Below are 21,977 nucleotides of genomic sequence, written 5' to 3' on the forward strand. Positions count from 1 at the left end.
ATCAAAACGCGCCTTCTATCCCCCTGCCTAAAGGCAGGGGGATAGAAGGCGCGTTCCTTTTGTGGGTGGATAGGGTGGTGGTGGATACGCTTGATATGATATCACTATGATGTTAAAATAACATCATGAAAGAGAAACAAGAACATCCTTTTAAGGCTCGTATTCCTCAATCGGTGTGGGATGAGTTAGAGCGAATGGCACACTATGAGGAACGATCCATTAATTGGGAGATTGTACAGGCGATACGAGAGCGGATTGCTCGACACAAAGAAGGCAGGAAGTCACGTGAGCATGAAGACCTTTAAGTTTCGCCTCTATCCCACCAAAAAACAATGCGAGAAGCTTGAATGGACACTTGTCAGATGTTGCGAATTGTACAACGCTGCGCTCCAAGAGCGTCGAGAGATGTACAAATACACTGGCAAAGGAACCAACTACAACGCGCAAGCCATGCAACTGCCTGAGATCAAAGAGATCAGAGAGGAGTACAAAGATATCCACTCTCAGGTGTTGCAGGATGTGTTGCGCCGGGTAGAGAAGACGTTCAAAGACTTCTTTCTACGTGTGAAGGCAGGTGTTACTCCCGGCTATCCTCGCTTCCAGGGACGCACCCACTATGATAGCTTCTGTTTTCCACAAGTTGGCTTCTCCCTGAAGAACGGGCGTCTTGAACTCTCCAAGATTGGACACATCAAAATCAAGCTGCATCGCAAGGTGCTTGGGACCATCAAGACCTGCACTATCAAGAGGGAGGGACATTGCTGGTACGCCTGCCTAGCTTGCGAAGTAGAAACCATGCCACGAACACCCTACACCGATGAGGCAGTTGGTATTGACTTGGGAGTCTCGAAGCTGGCGACCCTCTCCACAGGTGACGTGATTGAGAACCCCAAACATTACCGTAAGGCTGAGAAGAAGCTTGCAAAAGCACAACAGACTCTCGCGAGAAAGAAACGTGGGAGCAACCGGCGCAAGAAGGCCGTACAGCGCGTGGCGAAGCTTCACAGGAAGACACGCAATCAGCGCAATGACTACTTGCATCAGTGGTCACGCCGCTTAGTGAACACCTACGAAACCATTGTGTTTGAAGATATCGCGCCTGCCAACCTCTCCAAACGAGCGAAACCCAAACAGGATGAGGAAACGGGGCAGTATCTTCCTAACGGAGCCAGTGCCAAATCTGGCCTGAATAAATCAATTTTAGATGCTGGTTGGAGTCAATTCATCGCGTTCTGCGAGTACAAAGCGGCGGAGGCTGGTACGGTGCGGGTCGTGTTGGTTGATCCGAAATATACCAGCCAAGTGTGCAGCAGTTGCGGCACGGTTCGCAAGAAGACGCTCTCAGAGCGTTGGCACTCGTGTGAGTGTGGCTGTGAACTGGACAGGGATCACAATGCTGCACTCAACATCAAAGCTCTTTGGCTCGGACGGAGCCTTCAGGAAGCGCAAGCCTCCTGAGAAGCCCCCGGCTTTCGCCGTGGGGAGTCGTCACAAGGTCATAGCACTTTGTTCGACCAATGTTCAGATGCTTTGCAGCTTGCTCTACAGTCAGAAGCCAAGGCTCAGCATGCTCATTTCTTTCCATTGCGTTGCTCCTTTAACCAATCATCAATTCGCTAATGTCTATAAGAATTCCCATTATTGGTGCTATCGTTACCTCATATCAGTTACCCATGAGTGCTAATTGTTGTTCAGCAGGAAAAAAGCAATACTGCTGCAACCACTGAAGAATTTGCTGTTGGTTGCCCAGATGCCAGACCTGTCCAACCGTCGACTTCTCTCGAATTTCAATGACACGTCGACGGCTTCGAGGAGCCAAACGTACGCCAATGTTATAATGATCACTATCAATCCGCTTGCCCAGAGCGCTCACCCATTGCACCAGGGGGGGTGGTAAATCGGTCAGCAGAGCCTGCTCTTCTTCTGCAGGAAGCCTCTGGGACTCAGCCCAGGCCAGATACGTCTGTATCTCATACATCACCTGGGAATCACTGGGATCATACGGAGTGGAAAGCACGTCATTCACCGCCGCCTGACGATACCCCTCGTAGTCCTGAGAGGAAAAGAATTCACCATCAAGATCCACAAAGAGATAGCCAGAGCGTTCTAAGCCTTGTGCGCCGCCTTCGGCCCAGAACTCCTGCAACCGTCCAGTTTCGGTAATCACCTCGTGAGGAAGCGGGCGTTTTCCCTCATCTGAGTGATGCTCCCACTGCGCGCGGCGACTTCAAGCACCCACTCCAGATGGTTATAGGTCAATCCACCATTGAGAATCCATTGTGCCCAGGCTACCATTTCGGCGGGAGGCTCTTCCTGCCCCTCCACATACTCACGGTATTTCTTGATCACCCATCCTCCCCCGAGTCTGGCCGCACGACGTCCGGGATCAGGGAACCAGGTGCGCACCAGGGCGTCCACCGCCGCCACATGAAGCCACTCCGGATGCTCATGCATACGCTTGAGGTAGACTCCAACGTTTTCACTCGTCTGGTTAAAGCGCTGTGAGTAATCCAGAGCCAGTGCCTCAAGCATCTCATGGGTCGCCGGTTCATACACGCGCTTCATTGCAGCCACCTGATCCCGAAGGGAGAGAAAAGGACCATCATCCTCATCCTCTGTGGTCACAAGAGAGACATTCTCTTGCGCTGGAGAAGACAGGGTTGAGGAAGGCTCATCAATGACCTCTCTGCGAGAGCAGGGAGCAAATGATTGGCCTGGTTCCTCTGCGATACGCGCCAAACCATCGACCTGCTTTTGTAGAAGACCATGTTCTCTCAATTCATCTTCACTTTTTTCATGTATTTCTTTTTTTGGGAATTGATGAGTATTGAGAGAATTGAATTCAACGCGCGCACGCGCGTGTGTATGCGTATGGGACCCCTGGGTCTGCGTTTGCGTGCCGCACAAGTCGACGGTTTCTTGCACCAAAGGTCGACGATCCTCCACAGCAGTCGATGGTTTGGCGAAAAGTTGACGATTTTCTTCACCCACCGAGGCGCTCGCTTGAGGTCGACGATTTTCTTCTGGAGTCGACAGTTTCTCAGGAGATTGTCTGTTCTCCCTCTGAGTCAATGGAGCGGCTTGAGGGCGATAGTTTTCTTCTGAAGTCGACACATCAGGTTGTGGACGAGGATCTCCCTCTGCAATTCTCGACCTTCTTCGAAAACGTCGACCTTGACGTGGTATTGTTGTTCGATCACGATGCATCACATCACAGATTGGTTTCGTCTGCATTTCAGGTGACGAGGAAACTGGCTTATGCTCCTCAGGCGGTTGTGGTGAAACCGCTTGCGTTGAGTGGGTCAGTTCCTCCCAGATAATGGTAGCTATCGATACTCTCATGGCAGGGGTGAGACGCATCCCATAGGACTGCATCATCGCCATCAGGCGCTCAACCGTTCGCCCCACCCGCTCTTCTTTACCAGAAAACTCACCACGCCTTTCCGTCATCTGGGAAGCATGACTACAGGTTCGTTGCTCATATTGTCCTTGCTGTGGAGGTGGAACCAAACACAGATACCCTGGCCGGGTTTTCATGGCTCCTGCATCCTTTCCATCGTGATCACTCTCGACGCAGGGGATCTGCTCCTCTAGACACACTGCGACCCGTTGCAACGCACGCGAACGTCTGACGCTTTTGCGTCGACTCGTGAGCTTGTTGCACCTGCTCGGCACAGACAGGCAGACAGACAGGGCGTCGATGTCAGTGGTAAATAATAGCGCGTCCCCATGCCTTTGGGCTGTTTCGCTTTGAGCAAGAGGCCTGCCGCCTGTAACACTGACATGTATTTGGCTGTGGTGTCATAGCACCAGGGGCAGGCAGACAAGGGAGAGGTGCAAAACGCGCGAAGACTCTGAATCGTGAGCACAGCAACTAGTTGGGGAGGTTCATGAGGGAGAAGTGGGATCTCTTCGATGTGCGCCACACGAAGCCACTGGGCCAGAAACGCCTGCCCATTGAGACAGCGCCGGTCCTGTGACCCAAATAACTGTTGCACCTGCTCCAGTAACGCAGGAGGAACCACTTGCAACGCGTGCAGTGCCATCATCTGCTCTTCGTGTCCTTCCCTACTTCCAGGAGGAGCGTGTGGAAGACCGTCAGGAACACCCGATGGTGACAGGAGACGCTCCATATTGATCATGTTGTTCTGTCCGCCTTTCGTCATAATAAGGTCATGCAGCCCTCACATGTGTGTTGGTCGTAGAGCATAGGAGGGGAGGCACAAGCAAGAGCCACACGACCTGCTCTTAGTGTACTGAAAAGCCTGTCAAAAAGGGAAGTGGAAAACCACCCAATAGTGGGCGAAGTACTTCGCGATTTTGGGCGAAGTTGGACAATTGCCACAGGACACGGTATTGTCAACTTGAGAATGTAGCGGAACACTGTGTTAAAATAGCCTCATGAAAACAACAACCACTGCTCCCAATTACAGAGGCTACCGCTTCCCGCCCGAGATTATCAGTCACGCAGTCTGGCTGTATTTTCGCTTCTCCTTGCGTTTCCGTGATATTGAAGAGCTTATGGCGGAGCGCGGCATCGTTTTGACGTATGAAACTATCCGTCAGTGGACGTTGAAATTCGGGCAAACGTATGCGAATGAGCTCAGACGCCGTCATGGTAAGATGGGCGATACGTGGCATCTGGATGAAGTCTACCTGAAGATCAACGGAAAGACCCAGTACGTATGGCGAGCTGTTGATCAGTACGGTAACGTCCTCGATATTCTCGTGCAGAGCCGACGCAACAAACAGGCAGCGAAGAAATTTTTTCGAAAACTGCTCAAAGGGCTTCAATACGTGCCACAAGAGATTATTACAGACAAACTGGCCAGCTACGCCGCTGCAAAGAGAGCGGTCATGGCAAGTGTAGAGCATCGACAACACAAGGGCTTAAACAACCGAGCGGAACGCTCGCATCAGCCGACCAGACAACGAGAACGAACGATGCGGCGGTTCAAATCAAGCAGTCCAGGCCTAACAGTTTCTCTCCGCATTCGGGCCGATTTTGGATCACTTTCGGCCCAAACGGCATCGTCTCACTGCAGAGGATTACCGTGCTCTCATGCAGGATCGTTTCCTGGTTTGGAACGAGGTGGCCGGAGGAAAGACGGCTGCCTAACAGCGATCCATTCCTTTCAATCCTCCGCTTCTCTCCTCTCCCTTTTCTCTTCTCTTCAAAAAAGCTCTTCTGTTTTCTCGCCAAGTTGACAATACCCTCTCGTTGCTCCATTGAGGCCTCGCACGCTTCCTCCTGGACCTCCGTCACACACAGTGGCTGCCATTCCTCCTCTCACGCCCCTTCCACCGGTCCGTCCCATCCTCCCGTCTCCTTCTCCCCGTCCTCTCGCGCATCCCCAGGGGCCTGTTGCTCCTCAACAGCCAGATACCTGCCCTTGTGGGATACCTCTGATCCGCGTTAAGGGACACCGTACCAAGGAATACTGTTCTCATCGGTGTCGCCAACGGGCGTACTGTCAGCGGCAAGTGTATTGTTTTCCGACTTTAGCTCTCGCAAGAGTACTTGAGATTGCGAAAAACAAGCATTCGAACGAAAAGCAGACGAGCAAGCACGAGAGTATGGGCGAGAAAAATAAGGAAAAGGTTAACCAGGGAGGGAGAAAAGCAGACGAACAAGCTCTTAAAAACAAACGAGCAAGCAGAAAAACCGACAGCAGCCCCCTCGACGAACCAACCCCAGCAAGCAATCAGGAGAACTATTGGGCTTGGAGGTGTCGCCGTCGCAGGTTCATCGCACGTTGTCGTTCCTCTGAACGGGCGCGCTCTTGCATCAAGGCAATGTAGTCATCCAGCGGCATCCGTTGGCCTTGCAGCCCTTTGATGGGGAGCTGCTTGATCATGCTCTCCTGCTGCAGGACCTCGAAGCAGCGCTCAGCTGCATTGACACACAAGGTGATGAGCTGCCCAGCCAGTGCTTGCTTGATGGAATAGTCAGCCCCATCAACGCTCACGCGACCATCTGACTTGACGCGTCGCGCATAGGTCCGCCCGTGAACCGCTTGCAACCAGGCATCCGGGTCGACCACAGCTGGAAGCACGGGTAAGGTAGGCAGAAGAGGATGGGCCTGGCTGGGAGGACGATTGCGACAACTGCGCCCCTGATGAGGACGCTGCGTGTTGTAAAAGTGCTGAAAGGCCTCGGTGACGCTGCGAACCTCTTCGAGGGTCCCAGGACGATGTACCAACAGACATTCTTCCTTGTAGGTCCGATGATATCTTTCCACATAGCAGTTGAGTTCTGGGTGGCGGGGAGGCAAGATGTTGGGTTGTACGCCGACACACAAGAGAAATTGACAGAGGGCCGAGGGGAAATCGCGTGCCGCTGCACTGCCCACCCAGCGGGGATCGCGATCAAAGGTCAAGATGCTGGGACAGCCATAGCGACGCAAGAAGGAGACTACCGCCTGGAACGCCGTTTCTGCGTGAAAGTCTTCATGAACCTGGGCGTCGAGCAAGAGGGAAGTGCCTGCGTCGACAAAATTGCACGCTTCGATCACATGCTGCCGCTTGGCATCAGGATCATGCAGATCAGCAGGAACGGTGGAAACATCTTTGAAATCGAGTCGGACTTCTTCCAAAGGGGCTTGTGGCAGGCGTGGAGAGCGCTGACGAGGATGATCGCGCTCAATGGCTCCCGCAGCATCCAGGATGCGCCAGATGGTGCGTGTCGAACGAGGCAAGCGGGCCTTTTTTGCCTGCAAGTCTGCATCTCGCTGCAGATAATACAGGATGGCCAATGGCCCAGGGGTACGTTGTAATGGCTCTGGGGGAGACTGGCGGATCGAAAGCACCCGCTCTTTAACCTCAGTATCAATGCGAGGAGAGTGATGGTGAGGGGCACGAGAGCGGGAAAAGAAGATGGAAGCATCGAGCGTTCCCTGAGCTTGGGCTTCTCGAAAACGCTGCCGCCAGGTGCAAACCATACTCTGAGAACAGCCGACCGCATCAGCATACTGCTGGAGCGTCCACTCAGGATGTTGCTGCAAGAGATGGAAGAGGTGAGCACGCTTTCCAACATATTCAACTTCCATAGCATTCCCTTTCTGAGAAGTGGAGAGCAGAGGAAACGATCACCTGTCATGGAGTATACCTGATGAAAGGGAAGGGAATCGAGCAAGCGGACAAGGGCTATTTCACAGTGAGAAGCAAGCAAGTAAGTGCAAACTATACTGTTTGCTTGCTAAAACAAGCGAGCAAGTGTGATGTTCATAGCTTGCTCGCTTTTCGATCTCAAGTACTTTCGCTTGTGCCAAAGTCGGAAAACAATACAGCAAGCGATGAAGCACTGGGAACAATGGAGATCGATCGTGTCCTCGTGATCAGGAGAGGCCCTTGAGTATTCCGGTCCGTTCATACTCAAGGGCCTTCAAGGAGTAATTCACGATCAAAACGCATAAATAGATGTGGTAAAATGGGAGCCTGGTATCGTTACGACATCAAATGCTCCACGCCATATGAGGAGGTGCAATGAAGGCAGAAGCGATTCAACAAGAACTCGCCCATGTGTACTGGCTCGGTGGCTCACCTTGTGCAGGAAAAAGTTCGGTGGCTGATGCCTTGGTAGCAAAGTATGGATGGCAGCTCTATCGTTGCGATGAGGCATACGAGTGCCACATATCTGTTGTTACCCCTGAACTCCAGCCTATCTTTTCCAAACTGAGCACCCTGAGTGGGGATGCTTTATGGATACGGCCAGCGGCCCAACAACTATCGGAGGAAATCCAGCTGTATCAGGAAGAGTTTCCGCTGATCCTCGCTGATCTGCTTGCCTTGCCCAAAACAGCCCCTGTGTTGGTAGAAGGGAATGCATTGTTGCCTCACCTGTTAGCTCCTCTGCTGACGACCTTCCATCAGGCGCTTTGGATGGTTCCCGTTCCTGAGTTTCAAATGAAGCACTATCTACGGAGGGAATGGGCTCAAGAAGTTGTCGCAACTTGCACTCACCCCGAACAAGCTTTTGCTAATTGGATGCAACGTGACATCTCTTTTGCGGCTTATGTTACCCAGAAAGCCCTTGAGCAAGGGTTGTCCCTTGTTCAGATTGACGGTAGCCACTCACTGGAAGAAACTATCAAGATGATCGATCGGCATTTTCACGTTATGTAATCATCTCTACACACTGCTTATCAGTGTTGTTTGGGGTTCATTTTTTCATTTGTTACATGGCCCTTGAGTATTCCGGTCCGTTCATACTCAAGGGCCAGGATAGGCTCAGCGCAAAAAAAACTTGCCGCACCCCTCGCCGTCAAGCTTTGACACCACTCGGCTCCGTCGGTGACACTACACACTTCCCTCGCCTCCAGAACCTTGCGTCGTCGGATCTCCCCCGCGACGTGTTGGAGAAAGGTGAAGGCATCACAGAGATGAGACACATACGAGAGGTGGCCCACATGGATCTCCGGTTCCCCATCGGAACCCGATCTCACGTGAGCTCTCCAATGGCCAGGGTACGTACTTCGGCCCACTGCTTGTTGACCAGAGAAATCATGGCCCCATCAGCACTCAGGACACAGCGTTGTGGAGCAGGCTGATCGGTAGGAGGAGGAAAGGAGAGCCTCTCACCTTCGGCAATGTATGCTGCTTCCATGCAGACACCCATGCGCTCGGTCAAACAACGGGCGGTCTCCTTGGTCGTTCGCACTCCCAGGAGCGTTTCAAGCATCTGAGTGGCTTTCTCGAAGGGCATGAAGCATGCCAGGTGCGTCAGGTGTTCTTGTTGCCGAGGCGCCAAGTGACCTGGCAGCAGTGCGAGTTCCTCATCGAGGGGGAAAAAGACCTGATCCACACTTGGGGCAGATGCCGTAGGTACGGCTCAAGGTCACGCTCTGGCCTCCATTGCCGTGCAACGTCCGCTCTCGCTTGCCTCGTGCCTGCAGAGGAACGGAGCAGGTGGGGCACAACGGAGCAAGCGTGTCCGTTGATTGGCCCCATGCTCGACGCTTGCTCGCCGCAGCCGCATCTTGCAAGACGTGTGCTTCCAATTCCATCAGGCGCGTATGCACCTCCTCTTCGATTTCCACAAAGGTGGCGGTGGGATGAGCTTGTCGCCACGCCTTGATGTCCGTCAGGATCTCGATACTCTTTGCGTGCCAGGCTTGGTCGTCCATTGATGCTCCTCCTCTTTCTGTCATCTTGCCGATGGCTCTATTGTAGCACGAAGCTTTTTCCTAGGCTCTGCCTCACGCAAAAAACCTTGCCGCACCCCAAGGTAGTAGGCCAATTCTTCGAGCGACCACCCCGCAGCGCGTGCGCGATGGGCAAAGTCATGCCGCAGATCGTGAAACGTCACGTCGGCGATGAGTTCGTACTCAGCCGCACATGCCAGCGATTTGAGCTGTTGCCACCACTGGTGGACGCCGTCCTCGCTCCAGCGCCAGCCGTCGACCTCTCCAGCACTCAATCGCTTCTTGGCACGCTGGCTGGTAAAGATGGAGGCGCTCTCCTTGCGTGTCCCCTGCTCCAGGTAGTCATGGAGCGGGCGACGAGCGCCGTTGGTCAGGTCGATGCTGCGTGTCTTGCCGCCTTTATGCCCGACGGTGATCATACCAGCCTTGCCAGTGACATACACCTGGTCGAGCTGGAGCCAGGACACGTCACTGAACCGGCAGCCTACCCAGTACCCTAATGCAAAGACGGCCTTGCCACGTAGATCTGCCTCGCGTTCAATGAATGTATGCTACGGCTGCACAGGGTGATGGGATTTAGGAAACGTAGGTAGGCTGTACAACCATAGCATAGAGGATATGACGGAGAGACAGAGCGACCAGTCACAACTTTCCAAGGACAAGGGGAAGGGTGAGGGTGAGTGAGTAGCCTGGACTGCACCCTGGCTATAGGGGAGGAACACCCCACGCATACTCACAATGAGAATACGATCATGAGCAGTTATAAGCGTCAGGTGAGCCGCTCAAAGTGGATCAGTGAGCACAACAATGGGTAATCTCACTGGTAACAGTGGTAACTAGCTCACAATGATTGGACTTATTCTCATGGGCCTTGGCAAAATGATGCGCCTGGGCAGGGTTCACGATACTGACCGCGTATCCAAGGCGCGCCAGGAAGGTCGCCAGAGCCAGCCAGGAGATTTCTGTGGCTTCCATAACGACAAGCATGCGATCTGGCGCGGCCCCCCGTCCTAAGAAGTCGCTGATGCAAAGAAGAGAACCCTTCCGGAGTCTGTTCAATGGTCATAGGTTTGCTTGGCTTCTGTTTTGGAGCTTGCCAGGCAATGGTCGCGGTAAGAGGTGCAATATCCACGCCGATGAAAAGCTGATACTCAACAACCTGTTCACACGCTTGCATGGTACTCTCCTTTCGTACTGTGATTTGATAGAGGTTCTGTCCTCTTAGGATGTTTTATCGCCCGAAAAGAGCTGGGGCACTTTATGGCACAAAGAGGCCTGTAACCAGTGTCCCTTGCAAGCCCAGTGTCCCGCCAGCGCCAAGGGATGTAGTGTGAGCATTCATCCCGATGAAACGTTGCTGATCGAGTTGCGTCAGCTCCAGCACGAATGATAAAGTGCTCTTGTTCGCTGTTTCACACGTGGCGCTAAATGGCTTTCCACCTCTCGCGAAGAGATAATTATGTAACCTACGTAAGAGTCTATTCGTGTACTTTCTCTGATGAAGAGTTTATCTTTTTTAAAGAGGCCAGACGATACGCTCGTTGGGGAAACATCGCTCTTTTGTGTCTCGTGACACGTTTCTTGAAGAGTAGATTTGGAACATGTTTTTTTTTGAGATGAAAGGGACAACACATGAGAGAACAGGAGAAAACATACCATCTGGTCTACACACCTCAACTGCCATGCAATCGAGCGACTGTCAAACATTCTTTTGCTCGTATTCCATTCTCTCGTTCTGACGCTCCTGGCGAAATCTGTGGAATAGCACGTCGTATTGGCTATAGTGGTTCAAGACCTGATGATCTTGCCTTATACCGACTGAAAATTGATGTCCAACCGCAAGGGAAAAGACGCCGTTCCGTAATGGTAGATGGGTATTTTGTGCTTGATCATGGCGTTTTCTCCTCATTTTCGTCCACAGAGCAAGGATAGGCTTGCTTTTTCTTCCAGCATTCTTCTACTGTATGGTACAGCACTATACATCAACAATCATCCTCGTGATGCACCTTAATCCATGTGAGTTTTATTGGTGAGCCTGTTCAAACTCAATGACGAGCTTTGAGCAGGCCCATTGTTGTTCTCTTGAATTTGCTCAGGGATGTTGCTGTAGTGTCGCTGGGAGGCTTCTGTCTCATGATCGCGCATCGGGGAATCCCTTCCTAATTATATGTGAGTGTGGTGGGTAAGGTGTGGGAGATGGATCAGTCATACCTCCGTGACCTCTGCATCCCCTCTGACTGTTCGCCACGACAGTTGCACTGCGGTAACCGACGTATGCCCGTCCGGTACACCCACCAGCGATCACTATCTGGGTCGAGGCTCGCAAGAGCGCGGCGAAATCAAACCTGTAGCGTCTGTACATTGCGAGTTCCCGCTCAAAGAAGAACACCATATTGTCCGTGTTCCGGGTTCTCATGTCTGGCATATCGACATCCAACTCCCGGTCGTCGAAGCTTGCACGAACTTCTGCTACGAACTTCTGGAAAGCCGAAACCGCGCCCTCACTGCGATAGATCTCCTGGAAGTTTTCATGGGAGTGTTCTGCCTTAGGTAACAGATACTGTGCTGGTGGCTCATGCGCGACCAGCGTGTGCACCTGTTCGGGATAGCGTGCGACCAAGTCAAGACCGACCACCGCACCGCCGCTGCTGCCAAACACAAACGCCGGCTCGCTCGTGAGCGTAGTCAGCAGATGGTGGGCATCGTCGCTGTGCGTCTCGACTCGCTGCTCTTCCTTCAGGTTGTCGAGCGTGCTGCGCGAGAGACCTCGATGGTCATAGGTCACCACGATATACAGATCATCGAGATGCCTGGCAACACCGTTGAAAGCACGGGCATCGCTCGCTCCAGGGGGAATCATGAGGAGAACAGATCCTGAGTCGCGTACCTCATAGGAGAGGGTCGCTCCAGGCACGCGTAGGGTGCCAATCTTCATCACATGTGCTCCTTTTCATTTGTTCGGTGAGACGACTTTTCAGCGTGGGACAGAGGGGAGTGGCGTTTCATGCATTTGCGGCTTCGTGACACGCTCACGTTGTTTTTGCTGCCTCTGGCGGCGTATCCGTGCGAAGAGGATGGCCCAGAGTACCAGTACACTCAGAAAACAGTAGCGCACGATGGGACTGATCACGAGGAATTGCTCAATGGGCAAGGTCAAAGCCAGGGCCACACGTACCACACATTCGAGGAGTAGGCCAATGCCCCAGACAGCCGTGATGGCAGCGAAAAACAAGCGGGTACCTGGTTCTTGCCAACGCAACATGAGTTGCTGATCCTGACCAGGAGTTGCGTTGGCAAGAACGCTCTGGATGAGTCTCATGATCAGCGGTGAGGCCGTGAGGAGCGAGGCCAGCATGAGAACACCATAGATAGCTGTGATCAGGGAGTCGCTGACCAGGACCAACCTGACATTCTTGAGCACCAGCGCGATCAGGATTTTGAGCGCAATCGCGAGGGTATTGTTGCAAAAACTATGAAGAAAAGAAAGTGCTCTGTCAATCTTCCTTTGCAATAGTCTTCTTAGAAGTGGAAGGCTTCTTTTTCTCAAGAGAGGGGTACAGGCGTTTGAGTTTGATGCGTGCATCAGCGGTAGTAAAACGCCAATTGACGGTAATGGCCTCCTCATTGCGGTTCTGTTGCCAAGTCAAGACCTCTCGCTCCAGTTCCTTCTGTGTCCCAATGCGACGGGAAAGACATTGGCGGGCCAGAGCAGAGAGCTCAATTTCGGCCATATTCAGCCAGCTTCCATGTACGGGCGTGTAGTGGATTTCCAATTTCTTGAGGAGGCGAAGGGCTTCCGACGGAGTAAAGGTGGAATACAAGGAAGATGGTGTGTGGGTGTTGAGATTGTCCATCACCAGCACGATCTTCTCAGCATCGGGGGAGTGAACATCAACGATTTCCCGTACGAAGTGGGCCCAGTCCTCGCTTGTCCGGCGCTCTGTCACTTTGACGAACCGTTTGCCCGCTAGCGGCTCACACGCTAGAAAAAGCTTGCGCATCCCTGCTGATTCAAACGTATAATCGACCCGCTCAGGCTGGCCCGGTTGCATGGGCAGGCTTTCTCGTTTGTCCTTCAGCAGCAGTTTGGCACTGCGCATCCATGCACACCTGCGGAAAGCGTGGGTCAAACGGACGCGTGTAGATCTCTAAGATATCTTCCATGCGCCAGACAAAGGCGGCGCTCGCTTCTGGGGGAATACACCAGCATTGTTTTAACCAGGGCTTAAGCTCGTTTTTTTTCCTAGAATGGCAAGCCTGTCTTGAGAATAACCTCTTCCAATGCTGCCAGATACGCCGCAGGATTCTTGCGGAAGCGCAACTGTTTGCGGCGGGCCTCGCGCCGAAAGGCAAGCTGCTCCCGCAAGTCGTACCACGCCTCCAGATCAGCGAACACCAGGGCTCGTGGCAAAAAACACTGTCGTTGCAAGGCCAAAGCCGTGAGCACACGGACAGGGCCGCGGACTACCAGCGCGGCAATGGCTCCCCGTCGGCCTGAAGCGCGCCGTTCCCCGTAGCGCACCGGCCCAAAGCAGTGTTCCAGGTCATTGTTCGTCCGGGGCAGATCAGGCACATCATAGCAGTGGAACAACCCGGACCAATAACTCTCCGTTTTCTTCAAGAAGGTCTCAAGCGCCGAACTCAGCGGCCCTCCGCAGGCGCGCTGTTCCCGGATGCGAGCCAGCACTTGTTCATAGTGCTCACGCACCATCTGAGCATTCTCGTGGTCGTGATTGGCCAGCACATGGGCGGCTTGATGGACAAGCGCATAGGCTCGTTCGATTGGAGGCCACAGGGCTTCGGTCTGCTTCAAGGCACGAGTGAGCAGGTGCTGGAGGTCATACAAGCTTGGCGGAAGGCCCCCCTTTTTTGCCTCGACCCGTGCGAGCGAGTCAGAGATCTGAGTCAGACGATCATGCAATTTGAGGCCGGAGGCGCATAATGGGGGATGGCCATCATCGGTCAGTGCGCTGCGGACCGCCAAGCAGTAACTGCGCATGGCCTCGCTCTGTTCATCATCCTGCCCCTCCAACGCTCGCTCAATAGGCCGGACCCCGCGCACCAGCTTTTTGAGTTCGGTCTTGGCGTGTCGATCCGCCTCGAAGATGGGTCCAGCCGCTTCATCCAGATAGTGAAAGTGGCAGAGCTGATGCGGCACGCCGGGCAAACTCCGCTCCACCGCCTGCCGGATCGTCTGTTGGCCGTCGGAGACAAGACCTTTGATCGGCACATTCAAGGCGGTCAGCACCTCTTTCACCTCGTCCAGGAGGGTAGCGAGATCCCCGCGCGTAGTACTGAGCAGCGTTCGGGCGAGCAGCACCTCACCGGACAGCAGTCACGGATGAGCCAAAGCACTTCATGCCCGACATCTGGCTGCATCCCATCGATCGAAAGCAGGACCTGGCCCTGCTGCTTGAGCCGGGCTTTGACGCGCTCCTCATCAGCCAGGTGCAGCGCCACCAACTCCTCATAGCGCTCCAGCAGATCAGTGACCGTCCGCTGGGCGATGCTCACCCCCCGCTCGACCAGTCGCTGGTGGATCTCCGGGATCGAGCGATGCTCCCCATAGCGTAACTGGCCGATCACCGTGAGGATATCCAGGCCAAATTCTCCGTGGGGCAGCGCCCAGCCTCCTTCTTCTTCGGCGCGATAGGGCAGGTGATACAACTCACACGCCGGGTTGCGACAACGCCGCACCACTACTCTCAGCCGAACCAATCCTCGGAAAGTCACAAGCTGCCGTTGCGCATGATAGGCCACCCAGAGCCGTTGCCCACAATCGATACAATGGATGAGTCTTGGGGGTAAGCGGACTTCTCGCTCGGCTGGAGGACGCGCTTCTCGTCGAGCCATCTCCTTGCTCCTCTGGTGTTTCCGTGCGGACGCTACTCCTCCACGGCTCTCAGAAACACGCGGCGTTCTTCTTTGAGCGTCGAGCGGACATCCACAACGACTTGGGGAGAGACCAAACCCGTCTCTCCCATCCATGTGAAGAATTTCTTGAACGTGGCCAGGTACATCGTCATGCTGGAAACCGACGCCCAGAGCGCTTTGCGCGGGAACCAGTCGGCTAAAAACCAATAGACCTCGCTGTCGGTGGCTTCATCCAGGCGGCGCAAGGAATAGGCATACAAGAGCAGATAGTGCTCGAAGAGCCGCAGATTGTCCACATGATCTCGAACAGTCTGTTCACGTAGCCCGGATTGCCTCAGCCAGTGCTCAAAACCCTCCAGAAGCGGCTGGTTCGCCTGGCGAATCGCTTGCACCCGTTGCTCATAGGTTTCGGCATGCTCAGAATCCGTCATCTGACCCTTTCTCTTGGTATTCTGCCAGATTTCTCCCTCTCAGTATCCTCCCTCCGTCAAGATAGGCTTGCCATCCTAGAAAAAAAAGAAGCGTGCGTCTCCAGCCATAGATGCAAGCCTTGGCCTGCCAGTCGCGCTCCAAGTTTTGGAGCAATATCAACATAGTGGCTTGCTCCATGCACATGTGTCTCTCCGAGGAATTGGGAAGGGGCGAGGCGAATTCAGCTCGTGGGTGGAAAGGTTGTGGACTGCTCAGTAGTGGATCAGGAGGGATAGCGCCACCCTTTGAGGATAAATGACTTTATCGATCTTGAAGGAAAACGGGGCCACATTGAATGGTCGTTCCTGCCGCAGACAACGATAGATGCTGGTGCATCCTCGATCCAAGCGCAGGCGAAGGATGTGTTGAGACGGCTTGCGGCGCAGATTTTTGACGAGGCCAATCTCAAAAATGTGTAACCAGGGAGCCAGGCAGATATAGCCCGAAAGGCCTTACTTGCATGTATATAGACAAAACTCTCTCATTTTGAGTATTATATAGGTAATTATAGATCTATCGAATCCACAATCAAGGAGGATGAAATGTCAGAGGACAACTCATTTGTAGGTAAGGTATTTCTTATCACTGGGGCCAGCCGAGGCATTGGCGCGGCTATTGCACGCCAAGCCCTGGCAGCAGGGGCAAAGGTGGTGCTTACCGCACGCGAAGATTCTACTCAGCTCCTTCATGAAGTGGCAAGCTTTACCCATGAGCGAGCAGGCCACGCGCTGGTACTGGCAGGGGATATCAACGATGATAATTTCCAGCATCAGCTCGTCAAGACCGCCACTGAGCGCTATGGGCGGATTGATGTGTTTGTCAGCAATGCCGGGGTCGTGCACTTCGCCAACCTGGATGACACCACGGAAGAGGTGTTAGATCACCACCTCAATACCAACTTTAAAAGCGCGGTGTCACTCACCCGCCGGGTTGTTCCGCATATGCGATATAACACAAGCATCATTTATGTGACCACATCCATTACGAATGGCGGTTTTCCGATGCTGGCCGCATACGCGGCCAGTAAGGGCGCACTCAAATGCTTCATGCAATGCATGGCCGTGGAATTGGCTCCTCAGGGCATCGCGGTCAACGCCGTGGCTCCTGGCCCGACTCAGACCGAGATGTGGCGGCGAGCATTGCCGCCAGGAGCGCTTGAGCATATGGGAGGTAAGATCCTGCCAAGACTGCTCACAGGCGAGTTCGGTAATCCGGAATTGGTGGCAAGTACGGTACTCCATGTGGCAAAAACCCCCACAATTATAGGGCAGGAGATTCTGATTGACTGTGGCTATACCATCAGTTAGCTGTTATTTGTCACATAATGTTAACGCAACAACAGGTTGTGTGATCAACATTGTATAACATTGTCGGAGGAGGAGGCAGGTGTACGCATGTATGCGGTAGTTTGCCAGCCTGGCCCCAATTTTCGCCCGGAGAGCCTGGTCACTGAGCAGACCATGGAGGTCTTCACCAGATATATGGTTCGGCTGGACCGAAGGGGTCTCCTGGCCCTGGCTGGAGATTGGGGAGAGGGCGTGATCTACATCCTCAACGTTAGCTCGCAAGAGGATGCCGAGCAGATCATGCGCGAAGATCCAGCAATCCAGTCGGGAATTTTTAGGGCAGAGGTACAGCGCTTTAATGCCTTGATATCGGGTATGGGGTACTTCAACAAAGCCGTTAATCAGGGGAGCGGGAGTTTTTAGCTCTCTCCAGTCCTGTTCTATTGTTAAGATTAGAAAGAGAGAAAACCATGCCACCTATTTACTATCCCTTTGAGTATCTGCCCGGACCTAACTGGTTGCCGGGCAAACCAGTCACGGAGCAGCCTCTTCAGGGGCATGTTATGTATATGCTTCAACTGCATGCACAGAACATTCTTGCCTGGGGTGGAGCGTTTACGGAAGAAGCCTTTTCGGCCCCTGCCGGGGGTCTGAATATCATCGCTGCCACCTCCCTGGAAGAGGCAAAAGCGATCATGGACAAAGATCCGGCGATCCGTGATGGAATTTGTGTCTATAAGGTCCGTCCATGGATGCCCCTGCTGAGAGCGGCATCCCAAGCGCAGAATTATGTGCCCTCGCCCGCCGGTTAGGGAGTTAAGGAGGAAAGCGAAAACGACCACAGAGGAGGCTTTCTTCTGTGGTCGTTTTCGCATAGGAGAAGCAAGCGAGCAGGGAGGAGGGAGCTATCGATGCCGCCGATTGACGTAAGCGTAGGATTAGTAAAAGCGCTTCCCTTGTTGGGTGAATACTACAAAGAAAATGCATTGTTGCAGGCGGAACTGCCCGCACGCGTTATTCCCGGCGTGCGGGAAAGATGCCTGTGCGTCATTCCCCTGAGTATGGGGAAACCCGTCTCTTGCTACATTGAGAAGAAGGACGGTCAGCGCCAGAATGTGCCTTTGGAGGTGGTGAAAGCAGCCGACACAAGACGAGGACCCTTTGAGTGGTCGTTGCAGCCAGTGAAACAACCACAACCACCGCAAATTGATATGTCGCCGCAGGCACCACAATATACCTATGCCCAACCACAGCCACCGCAACACTACGCGCCTCCCCAGTTGCCCCAACTGCCGCCGCGAACGCTATTGCGCCTTCAACTATGTCGTCTATGGACAAAGATGCTATCCCCATCCGCCTACGAGCATTAGATATTACCTGGCTTACCTCCTTGGCAGTACCAGAACAGCATGTTTTGAGATGGATTTACAACTTCATTGATGGGCGGAGAAGTATCGCACAAATTAAGAGGCAGTTTTCCCGTCTACCGGAGGACAAGATTGAGCAAGCTATCATCTTCCTGATGGCAACACATTATATTACTCTCAAGGAATGAGTAGCACTAGAATCAGGAAAATAGGTAGTGCTTACTAGATAACTCTTTAGTGCTTAAGTACTTGATAGATAATTCTATCGAAGAATTGGAGTGCAGGATGCAGAATTTCACCAACCTATAATGTCGCTACGAAGCCCTCTCCATTAAATTGGTGGTATCAGTTGACCGCGATCCCTGAACCACCGGCACATGCAAGCTTTGTCAAGAAGGAGACGAGCCGCAAATCACGCTTTCTCTCAATCATTGTCGGCTGCCTTTTACTTAGCTTTCTCTTATTCATTCCCGGATGTCTTGTACTATCCAAACACTACGTAATCGCCGCAGGTGTCGGTATGATGCCAATATGCCTGGTGGCGCTCGTCCTCAATAAGCTCAAAAAGCCAACTGCTGCCGGTATTTTGTTGACAGTGGCGTTTGAAGCAGCGCTCACGATGGTCGTCCTGACCTCGATTCCATTCGATCCTCCAACTTTACAACAATACGATTTGTTTGTTTTTGGCGAGGTGGTTGCCGTATCACTCCTCGCACCCGAATGGGTATGGGGCATCGCTGCCTATAACATTGGCTTTATCATCTGGAGCCTTTTCTTTCAGGAATACAAAGACGCGGCCTTCCTCTACGAGCTGCAATCGCAATTTTGGGCCATCTTAGTGCGGCCCGTCGCAATCCAATTCGTAGTCGCTGGGGTAACGTATTTGTGGGTCAAAGGAGCGACCGGCGCAATTAGGAGGGCCGATACGGCCGAGATGCGCACGCAATTAGAGGTGCAGTTACGCGAGGCAGAAATAGAGCGTAGCGAGGAGAAGAGACAGATAGATAGAAGTGTTTATTAAATGCATCGCCGAAGACCATGCTGGTAAATTAACTGAAGGGTGGGCAGATTTTGCACTGAAGGGTGGGATTTTGATCTGAATCATGGGAAGCGGTGTTGGTCATCCAGGCGAAGCCGCTCCCGATGTTTTTTTTGCCATCACCACGGTGTAAATAGGCCACCGAGGCGCCAGAGCATTGATCATTGTTTGTCCATCCCAACCGTCTGCTGACGGGATCTGTAGAACTCTCCTGGTGTTCGAGATCACTCATCCACAGAATACTTCTGTCGCCAGCAGACTGGTGGAATTTCCATCAAGTGGCCTGGCAAGGCTACGCATGGGAAATGTGCAAGCCAGCCACTTGACTCCAGAAAGGTCAGAGAGGGACTAATACGAAGCTGTGGTGACTACCTCATGCCATGTGCCGTTCGTCCAATGAAAGCCAAGAGCAAAGGCAGTTTTCGGGTAAGCATCACCCACCATTGGACTATAGCACGATGTTTGACCGGGAGCAACCCACCCATTGCCACCCGACGCATTGCATTCATAATACTTCCCATCTCCATTCCTCTCAATCCCCGCATCTCCATACTGACCGGATGGCATCGAAGGGCTAAACCAAATTTGTGCCCACGCCGCCCGGCACGTTTGGCTATAGCGAAGGTAAAGAGTTGCTCTCAGCCCTCCTCCTAAATCGGAAGTCGGTGCTATATATATATTTTGTGCATCATTAACGCAGCCCTTAGATATGGGATTTTGACCATCGCAACCTGTATCGTAACAGCTTGCCGCAGCAACCGCTGTGGAAGTGGTGTGCGCGGAGGCAACTCCTGTGGTGAAAACCAACATGGTACTGAGCATGAGGAGCATCAGCCCCAGCGAGATCATTCGTTTGATATTAAACATCCTTTTTCCTTTTGTTCCCTTACGCTTTCCGCAAGGATTGTGCTAAATGGAACCCTCCTTGAGGTAGGGGTTTGCCTACGTAATCCTCACAACGTGATCACTATAAAGAAAGAGGGTTGAACGCTCTGATTTGGGACAGCTTTCCTGGATCTTGTGCAGACGGTTGGGATGGACAAACAATGATCAATGCTCTGGCGCCTCGGTGACCTATTTACACCGTGGTGATGGCAAAAAAACCATCGGGAGCGGCTTCGCCTGGATGACCAACACCGCTTCCCATGATTCAGATCAAAATCCCACCCTTCAGTGCAAAATCTGCCCACCCTTCAGTTAATTTACCACATGCGTTATTAATGAATGAGGGAAAGATTTCAAAAATACGTACCGAAGAGTATCCCGAGGTATTGTGGCCGTTCATCAATGTATTCAATTCGCTGCAAAATCGTTTGAAAGGGGCGCGGCTCGCTGAGAGTGAGTTACGTCGCCTGACGCAAACAATCATGAAAAGTACAGAGTTAGCCAATCAGGGGCAATTTCAATTTAATCGCCCCACCGGCACACTGTTAGACGAATTTTTGGCTGCATTGAAACGACAGGAGATTATTGTCCGTAGGAGAGGAGCAAGAGGCGAAGGCACCTACAAACCCGCCTCTGCTGCTGATAGATACATGGAGGTGCCGCTCCAGCCAACCCAACCACAACAACCGATCCAGGGAGAATTTCAACGATTTGATATGCCGCCATTCGATACGTCAGGAAGGAAAGAGAGATAAAGGATAAGACTGCTTCAGAGAAGGTTTACCAATACCTGGCAACCTTCTCTTTTTTATGGCAGATTGTAAACTGTCATACAATACGTATACATAATAGAATGGAGAAAGGAAGCGGAAAGGAGCTCTTCCATGACTATTCGCCAGCAAGAAATTCTTGAGGCTCTTCGCAGCAAGCGAAACTGGACAACAAACACATTTGCCAAGCATCTCGGTATTTCCGCCGCAGCCGTCTCGAAAATGTTCTCGCGCCTAGAAAGTCAGGGAAAAATTCAACGAATTATTGATCCACAAGACCGACGTTCGCGTGTTATTCGCGTCGTCCAAGAGTAAGAGCATGTGTATTTCTGGATCCTCGGATACCCACAACCAACTGAGCGAAACAACATAAAGGCGTCCTTGTGCCTCTCAAGGCGTCGTTTTTGGCGCCTGCTCTCTCACTATCTGCTTATTCTTCCTCTGCAATTGTACTGCATTGCACACAAAAATCGTTCATAACGGCGGCGCACCCGAACCAGGCACATGGAACATCATACGCTACTGTGACAGCCGGCCAGTTGAGGAGCGTGCGGAGAGGCAATCGGGGACGATCCAGGGAACATGTGAACGAAAGGGCCGCGCAAAGGCCACGTTGCGCTTGCTTGACAGGAAGCGCAACGTGGCGGTATCATTTTCCCGTTTGAAGCATATATAGGAGTAAGGAGGCTACATGCCGCTAACAGAAGAAGAAACCAACAAATCGATCATTCGCCGATTGATGGAACATTGGAACAAAAAAGAGCTGGAAGCCTTTTTCGATGGGTTTGCTTCCGAGTGTGTTTTTCGCGTCGTCCAAAGTTTCGACGCCCCACTCACCAGGGATGAATTGATAAATCTCATGAGCGCGGCTTCGGCGGCCTTCCCCGACATGGTTATCACCGTTGAAGACGAGATTGCGGAGCAAGACCGCGTGATGATTCGCGTCCTCAATAGAGGCACCCATACTGGGGACCAGTGGGAAGGGATTCCGGCGACGTACAAACAAGTCGCCTACCGCGAAATGGTTACCTTTCGCGTAAACACCGAGGGAAAGATCGTGGAGTGGATCTACCATCCCGATCTCTTCACGCTTTTTCAGCAGCTTTCGTCGAAAAACGAGAGCGCCTCATAGCGTTTTACTT

30 protein-coding genes and 1 pseudogene are annotated in these 21,977 nt (G+C 52.7%); 14 read left to right on the forward strand and 17 right to left on the reverse strand.

The annotated features are described in order from the left end of the window. Window positions 1–125: 125 nt before the first annotated feature. On the forward strand, window positions 126–305 hold the full coding sequence (locus tag JMJ16_RS57815) for an Arc family DNA-binding protein (RefSeq protein WP_201394696.1): 180 nt from the start codon (window positions 126–128) through the stop codon (window positions 303–305). Continuing rightward, entirely contained in the window at window positions 292–1,458 is a 1,167-nt protein-coding gene (locus tag JMJ16_RS52700) for an RNA-guided endonuclease TnpB family protein (RefSeq protein WP_201394697.1), read from the forward strand. The genes JMJ16_RS57815 and JMJ16_RS52700 overlap by 14 nt, the downstream gene beginning before the upstream one ends. A 205-nt stretch (window positions 1,459–1,663) precedes the next feature. On the opposite strand, the gene JMJ16_RS52705 is transcribed toward JMJ16_RS52700, so the two are convergent. From JMJ16_RS52705 to JMJ16_RS52715, 3 genes are read right to left on the reverse strand one after another with little or no spacing between them, the layout of a single operon-like run. Continuing rightward, window positions 1,664–2,167, reverse strand: coding sequence for a hypothetical protein (locus tag JMJ16_RS52705; RefSeq protein ID WP_201394698.1), 504 nt, complete (start codon window positions 2,165–2,167; stop codon window positions 1,664–1,666). Continuing rightward, a complete protein-coding gene (locus tag JMJ16_RS52710; RefSeq protein ID WP_201394699.1) occupies window positions 2,164–3,537 on the reverse strand; it encodes a hypothetical protein in 1,374 nt (457 codons plus the stop codon). The genes JMJ16_RS52705 and JMJ16_RS52710 overlap by 4 nt, the downstream gene beginning before the upstream one ends. A gap of 53 nt (window positions 3,538–3,590) precedes the next feature. Continuing rightward, the gene (locus JMJ16_RS52715; protein WP_201394700.1) at window positions 3,591–4,142 is read right to left on the reverse strand and encodes a hypothetical protein; all 552 of its coding nucleotides are present in this window, start codon (window positions 4,140–4,142) and stop codon (window positions 3,591–3,593) included. Window positions 4,143–4,401: 259 nt separating this feature from the next. On the opposite strand from JMJ16_RS52715, the pseudogene JMJ16_RS52720 reads away from it, so the two are divergent. Continuing rightward, window positions 4,402–5,119 (forward strand): annotated as a pseudogene (locus JMJ16_RS52720) (IS6 family transposase). Between the two features lie 595 nt (window positions 5,120–5,714). On the opposite strand, the gene JMJ16_RS52725 reads toward JMJ16_RS52720, so the two are convergent. Further along, entirely contained in the window at window positions 5,715–7,049 is a 1,335-nt protein-coding gene (locus tag JMJ16_RS52725) for an integrase core domain-containing protein (RefSeq protein ID WP_236602220.1), read from the reverse strand. Window positions 7,050–7,485: 436 nt separating this feature from the next. On the opposite strand from JMJ16_RS52725, the gene JMJ16_RS52735 reads away from it, so the two are divergent. Next, the gene (locus tag JMJ16_RS52735; protein WP_201394701.1) at window positions 7,486–8,124 is read left to right on the forward strand and encodes a hypothetical protein; all 639 of its coding nucleotides are present in this window, start codon (window positions 7,486–7,488) and stop codon (window positions 8,122–8,124) included. Between the two features lie 20 nt (window positions 8,125–8,144). Here JMJ16_RS52735 and JMJ16_RS52740 read toward each other — a convergent pair whose 3' ends face one another. From JMJ16_RS52740 to JMJ16_RS57820, 6 genes are all read right to left on the reverse strand, one after another. After that, entirely contained in the window at window positions 8,145–8,444 is a 300-nt protein-coding gene (locus JMJ16_RS52740; protein WP_201394702.1) for a hypothetical protein, read from the reverse strand. Next, window positions 8,441–8,803 (reverse strand): hypothetical protein, encoded by a 363-nt coding sequence (locus JMJ16_RS52745; RefSeq protein ID WP_201394703.1) that lies wholly within the window; start codon window positions 8,801–8,803, stop codon window positions 8,441–8,443. The genes JMJ16_RS52740 and JMJ16_RS52745 overlap by 4 nt, the downstream gene beginning before the upstream one ends. Beyond that, entirely contained in the window at window positions 8,775–9,125 is a 351-nt protein-coding gene (locus JMJ16_RS52750; RefSeq protein ID WP_201394704.1) for a hypothetical protein, read from the reverse strand. Before JMJ16_RS52750 ends, JMJ16_RS52745 begins: the two co-directional genes overlap by 29 nt. A 20-nt stretch (window positions 9,126–9,145) precedes the next feature. Next, the gene (locus tag JMJ16_RS52755) at window positions 9,146–9,685 is read right to left on the reverse strand and encodes a site-specific integrase (protein ID WP_236602236.1); all 540 of its coding nucleotides are present in this window, start codon (window positions 9,683–9,685) and stop codon (window positions 9,146–9,148) included. Window positions 9,686–9,935: 250 nt separating this feature from the next. Continuing rightward, window positions 9,936–10,130 carry a hypothetical protein gene (locus JMJ16_RS52760; protein ID WP_201394705.1) on the reverse strand — a complete coding sequence of 65 codons (195 nt, stop codon included), beginning with the start codon at window positions 10,128–10,130 and terminating at the stop codon, window positions 9,936–9,938. 271 nt (window positions 10,131–10,401) lie between these two features. Continuing rightward, on the reverse strand, window positions 10,402–10,527 hold the full coding sequence (locus JMJ16_RS57820) for a hypothetical protein (protein ID WP_374229198.1): 126 nt from the start codon (window positions 10,525–10,527) through the stop codon (window positions 10,402–10,404). Window positions 10,528–10,775: 248 nt separating this feature from the next. On the opposite strand from JMJ16_RS57820, the gene JMJ16_RS52770 reads away from it, so the two are divergent. Then, the gene (locus tag JMJ16_RS52770; protein ID WP_201394707.1) at window positions 10,776–11,075 is read left to right on the forward strand and encodes a hypothetical protein; all 300 of its coding nucleotides are present in this window, start codon (window positions 10,776–10,778) and stop codon (window positions 11,073–11,075) included. A 199-nt stretch (window positions 11,076–11,274) separates the two neighbouring features. Here JMJ16_RS52770 and JMJ16_RS52775 read toward each other — a convergent pair whose 3' ends face one another. The 5 genes from JMJ16_RS52775 to JMJ16_RS52795 all read right to left on the reverse strand — a co-directional run bounded on the left by JMJ16_RS52775 (window position 11,275) and on the right by JMJ16_RS52795 (window position 15,448). Next, a complete protein-coding gene (locus JMJ16_RS52775; protein WP_201394708.1) occupies window positions 11,275–12,078 on the reverse strand; it encodes an alpha/beta fold hydrolase in 804 nt (267 codons plus the stop codon). A gap of 39 nt (window positions 12,079–12,117) precedes the next feature. Continuing rightward, complete coding sequence (locus JMJ16_RS52780; protein WP_201394709.1) at window positions 12,118–12,654, reverse strand: VC0807 family protein; 537 nt, start codon at window positions 12,652–12,654, stop codon at window positions 12,118–12,120. After that, a complete protein-coding gene (locus JMJ16_RS52785) occupies window positions 12,638–13,243 on the reverse strand; it encodes an IS630 family transposase (RefSeq protein WP_201394710.1) in 606 nt (201 codons plus the stop codon). The genes JMJ16_RS52780 and JMJ16_RS52785 overlap by 17 nt, the downstream gene beginning before the upstream one ends. Window positions 13,244–13,386: 143 nt before the next feature. Beyond that, window positions 13,387–14,996 (reverse strand): ISNCY family transposase gene (locus tag JMJ16_RS52790; RefSeq protein WP_374229199.1). Its coding sequence is split into 2 segments (ribosomal slippage): window positions 13,387–14,474 and window positions 14,474–14,996, totalling 1,611 coding nucleotides; the frame shifts between segments, so codons are not numbered across the junction. Between the two features lie 32 nt (window positions 14,997–15,028). Beyond that, a complete protein-coding gene (locus JMJ16_RS52795; protein WP_201394711.1) occupies window positions 15,029–15,448 on the reverse strand; it encodes a site-specific integrase in 420 nt (139 codons plus the stop codon). Window positions 15,449–15,733: 285 nt separating this feature from the next. On the opposite strand from JMJ16_RS52795, the gene JMJ16_RS52800 reads away from it, so the two are divergent. The 6 genes from JMJ16_RS52800 to JMJ16_RS52825 all read left to right on the forward strand — a co-directional run bounded on the left by JMJ16_RS52800 (window position 15,734) and on the right by JMJ16_RS52825 (window position 19,162). Then, the gene (locus JMJ16_RS52800) at window positions 15,734–15,907 is read left to right on the forward strand and encodes a hypothetical protein (protein ID WP_201394712.1); all 174 of its coding nucleotides are present in this window, start codon (window positions 15,734–15,736) and stop codon (window positions 15,905–15,907) included. Between the two features lie 123 nt (window positions 15,908–16,030). Next, window positions 16,031–16,795, forward strand: a complete 765-nt coding sequence (locus JMJ16_RS52805) for an SDR family NAD(P)-dependent oxidoreductase (RefSeq protein WP_201394713.1) — start codon at window positions 16,031–16,033, stop codon at window positions 16,793–16,795. Between the two features lie 87 nt (window positions 16,796–16,882). Continuing rightward, the gene (locus JMJ16_RS52810) at window positions 16,883–17,197 is read left to right on the forward strand and encodes a YciI family protein (RefSeq protein WP_201394714.1); all 315 of its coding nucleotides are present in this window, start codon (window positions 16,883–16,885) and stop codon (window positions 17,195–17,197) included. 47 nt (window positions 17,198–17,244) lie between these two features. Then, complete coding sequence (locus tag JMJ16_RS52815; RefSeq protein ID WP_201394715.1) at window positions 17,245–17,586, forward strand: YciI family protein; 342 nt, start codon at window positions 17,245–17,247, stop codon at window positions 17,584–17,586. 99 nt (window positions 17,587–17,685) lie between these two features. Next, window positions 17,686–18,144 carry a hypothetical protein gene (locus JMJ16_RS52820; protein WP_201394716.1) on the forward strand — a complete coding sequence of 153 codons (459 nt, stop codon included), beginning with the start codon at window positions 17,686–17,688 and terminating at the stop codon, window positions 18,142–18,144. 517 nt (window positions 18,145–18,661) lie between these two features. Next, window positions 18,662–19,162 (forward strand): hypothetical protein, encoded by a 501-nt coding sequence (locus JMJ16_RS52825; protein WP_201394717.1) that lies wholly within the window; start codon window positions 18,662–18,664, stop codon window positions 19,160–19,162. Window positions 19,163–19,190: 28 nt separating this feature from the next. Here the strand turns inward: JMJ16_RS52825 and JMJ16_RS52830 are convergent, their stop codons facing one another. Together JMJ16_RS52830 and JMJ16_RS57825 are read right to left on the reverse strand one after the other, a co-directional pair. Then, window positions 19,191–19,412, reverse strand: coding sequence for a hypothetical protein (locus JMJ16_RS52830; RefSeq protein ID WP_201394718.1), 222 nt, complete (start codon window positions 19,410–19,412; stop codon window positions 19,191–19,193). A 116-nt stretch (window positions 19,413–19,528) separates the two neighbouring features. After that, window positions 19,529–20,047: a DUF2690 domain-containing protein gene (locus tag JMJ16_RS57825; RefSeq protein WP_201394719.1), complete on the reverse strand. Its 519-nt coding sequence runs from the start codon at window positions 20,045–20,047 to the stop codon at window positions 19,529–19,531. Window positions 20,048–20,325: 278 nt separating this feature from the next. Between JMJ16_RS57825 and JMJ16_RS52840 the strand changes: the two genes are divergently transcribed. From JMJ16_RS52840 to JMJ16_RS52850, 3 genes are all read left to right on the forward strand, one after another. Next, a complete protein-coding gene (locus JMJ16_RS52840) occupies window positions 20,326–20,820 on the forward strand; it encodes a hypothetical protein (protein WP_201394720.1) in 495 nt (164 codons plus the stop codon). Between the two features lie 129 nt (window positions 20,821–20,949). Continuing rightward, a complete protein-coding gene (locus tag JMJ16_RS52845) occupies window positions 20,950–21,150 on the forward strand; it encodes a MarR family transcriptional regulator (protein WP_201394721.1) in 201 nt (66 codons plus the stop codon). 376 nt (window positions 21,151–21,526) lie between these two features. Continuing rightward, a complete protein-coding gene (locus tag JMJ16_RS52850; protein WP_201394722.1) occupies window positions 21,527–21,967 on the forward strand; it encodes an ester cyclase in 441 nt (146 codons plus the stop codon). Window positions 21,968–21,977: the final 10 nt, after the last annotated feature.

It is taken from the genome of Ktedonobacter sp. SOSP1-52 (assembly GCF_016587395.1).

Excerpts from the sequence above, each read along its gene's own strand:
- JMJ16_RS52700 (WP_201394697.1), top strand. The coding sequence starts at position 292 with ATGAAGACCTTTAAGTTTCGCCTCTATCCCACCAAAAAACAATGCGAG.
- JMJ16_RS52810 (WP_201394714.1), top strand. The coding sequence starts at position 16,883 with ATGTATGCGGTAGTTTGCCAGCCTGGCCCCAATTTTCGCCCGGAGAGC.
- JMJ16_RS52760 (WP_201394705.1), bottom strand. The coding sequence starts at position 10,130 with ATGCTTGTCGTTATGGAAGCCACAGAAATCTCCTGGCTGGCTCTGGCG.
- JMJ16_RS52820 (WP_201394716.1), top strand. The coding sequence starts at position 17,686 with ATGCCGCCGATTGACGTAAGCGTAGGATTAGTAAAAGCGCTTCCCTTG.
- JMJ16_RS52725 (WP_236602220.1), bottom strand. The coding sequence starts at position 7,049 with ATGGAAGTTGAATATGTTGGAAAGCGTGCTCACCTCTTCCATCTCTTG.
- JMJ16_RS52770 (WP_201394707.1), top strand. The coding sequence starts at position 10,776 with ATGAGAGAACAGGAGAAAACATACCATCTGGTCTACACACCTCAACTG.
- JMJ16_RS52750 (WP_201394704.1), bottom strand. The coding sequence starts at position 9,125 with ATGGACGACCAAGCCTGGCACGCAAAGAGTATCGAGATCCTGACGGAC.
- JMJ16_RS52735 (WP_201394701.1), top strand. The coding sequence starts at position 7,486 with ATGAAGGCAGAAGCGATTCAACAAGAACTCGCCCATGTGTACTGGCTC.
- JMJ16_RS52830 (WP_201394718.1), bottom strand. The coding sequence starts at position 19,412 with ATGAGTGATCTCGAACACCAGGAGAGTTCTACAGATCCCGTCAGCAGA.
- JMJ16_RS52775 (WP_201394708.1), bottom strand. The coding sequence starts at position 12,078 with ATGAAGATTGGCACCCTACGCGTGCCTGGAGCGACCCTCTCCTATGAG.
- JMJ16_RS52845 (WP_201394721.1), top strand. The coding sequence starts at position 20,950 with ATGACTATTCGCCAGCAAGAAATTCTTGAGGCTCTTCGCAGCAAGCGA.
- JMJ16_RS52785 (WP_201394710.1), bottom strand. The coding sequence starts at position 13,243 with ATGCGCAGTGCCAAACTGCTGCTGAAGGACAAACGAGAAAGCCTGCCC.
- JMJ16_RS57815 (WP_201394696.1), top strand. The coding sequence starts at position 126 with ATGAAAGAGAAACAAGAACATCCTTTTAAGGCTCGTATTCCTCAATCG.
- JMJ16_RS52850 (WP_201394722.1), top strand. The coding sequence starts at position 21,527 with ATGCCGCTAACAGAAGAAGAAACCAACAAATCGATCATTCGCCGATTG.
- JMJ16_RS52805 (WP_201394713.1), top strand. The coding sequence starts at position 16,031 with ATGTCAGAGGACAACTCATTTGTAGGTAAGGTATTTCTTATCACTGGG.
- JMJ16_RS52710 (WP_201394699.1), bottom strand. The coding sequence starts at position 3,537 with ATGAAAACCCGGCCAGGGTATCTGTGTTTGGTTCCACCTCCACAGCAA.
- JMJ16_RS52840 (WP_201394720.1), top strand. The coding sequence starts at position 20,326 with ATGATTCAGATCAAAATCCCACCCTTCAGTGCAAAATCTGCCCACCCT.
- JMJ16_RS52825 (WP_201394717.1), top strand. The coding sequence starts at position 18,662 with ATGATGCCAATATGCCTGGTGGCGCTCGTCCTCAATAAGCTCAAAAAG.
- JMJ16_RS57825 (WP_201394719.1), bottom strand. The coding sequence starts at position 20,047 with ATGTTTAATATCAAACGAATGATCTCGCTGGGGCTGATGCTCCTCATG.
- JMJ16_RS52795 (WP_201394711.1), bottom strand. The coding sequence starts at position 15,448 with ATGACGGATTCTGAGCATGCCGAAACCTATGAGCAACGGGTGCAAGCG.
- JMJ16_RS52715 (WP_201394700.1), bottom strand. The coding sequence starts at position 4,142 with ATGATCAATATGGAGCGTCTCCTGTCACCATCGGGTGTTCCTGACGGT.
- JMJ16_RS52815 (WP_201394715.1), top strand. The coding sequence starts at position 17,245 with ATGCCACCTATTTACTATCCCTTTGAGTATCTGCCCGGACCTAACTGG.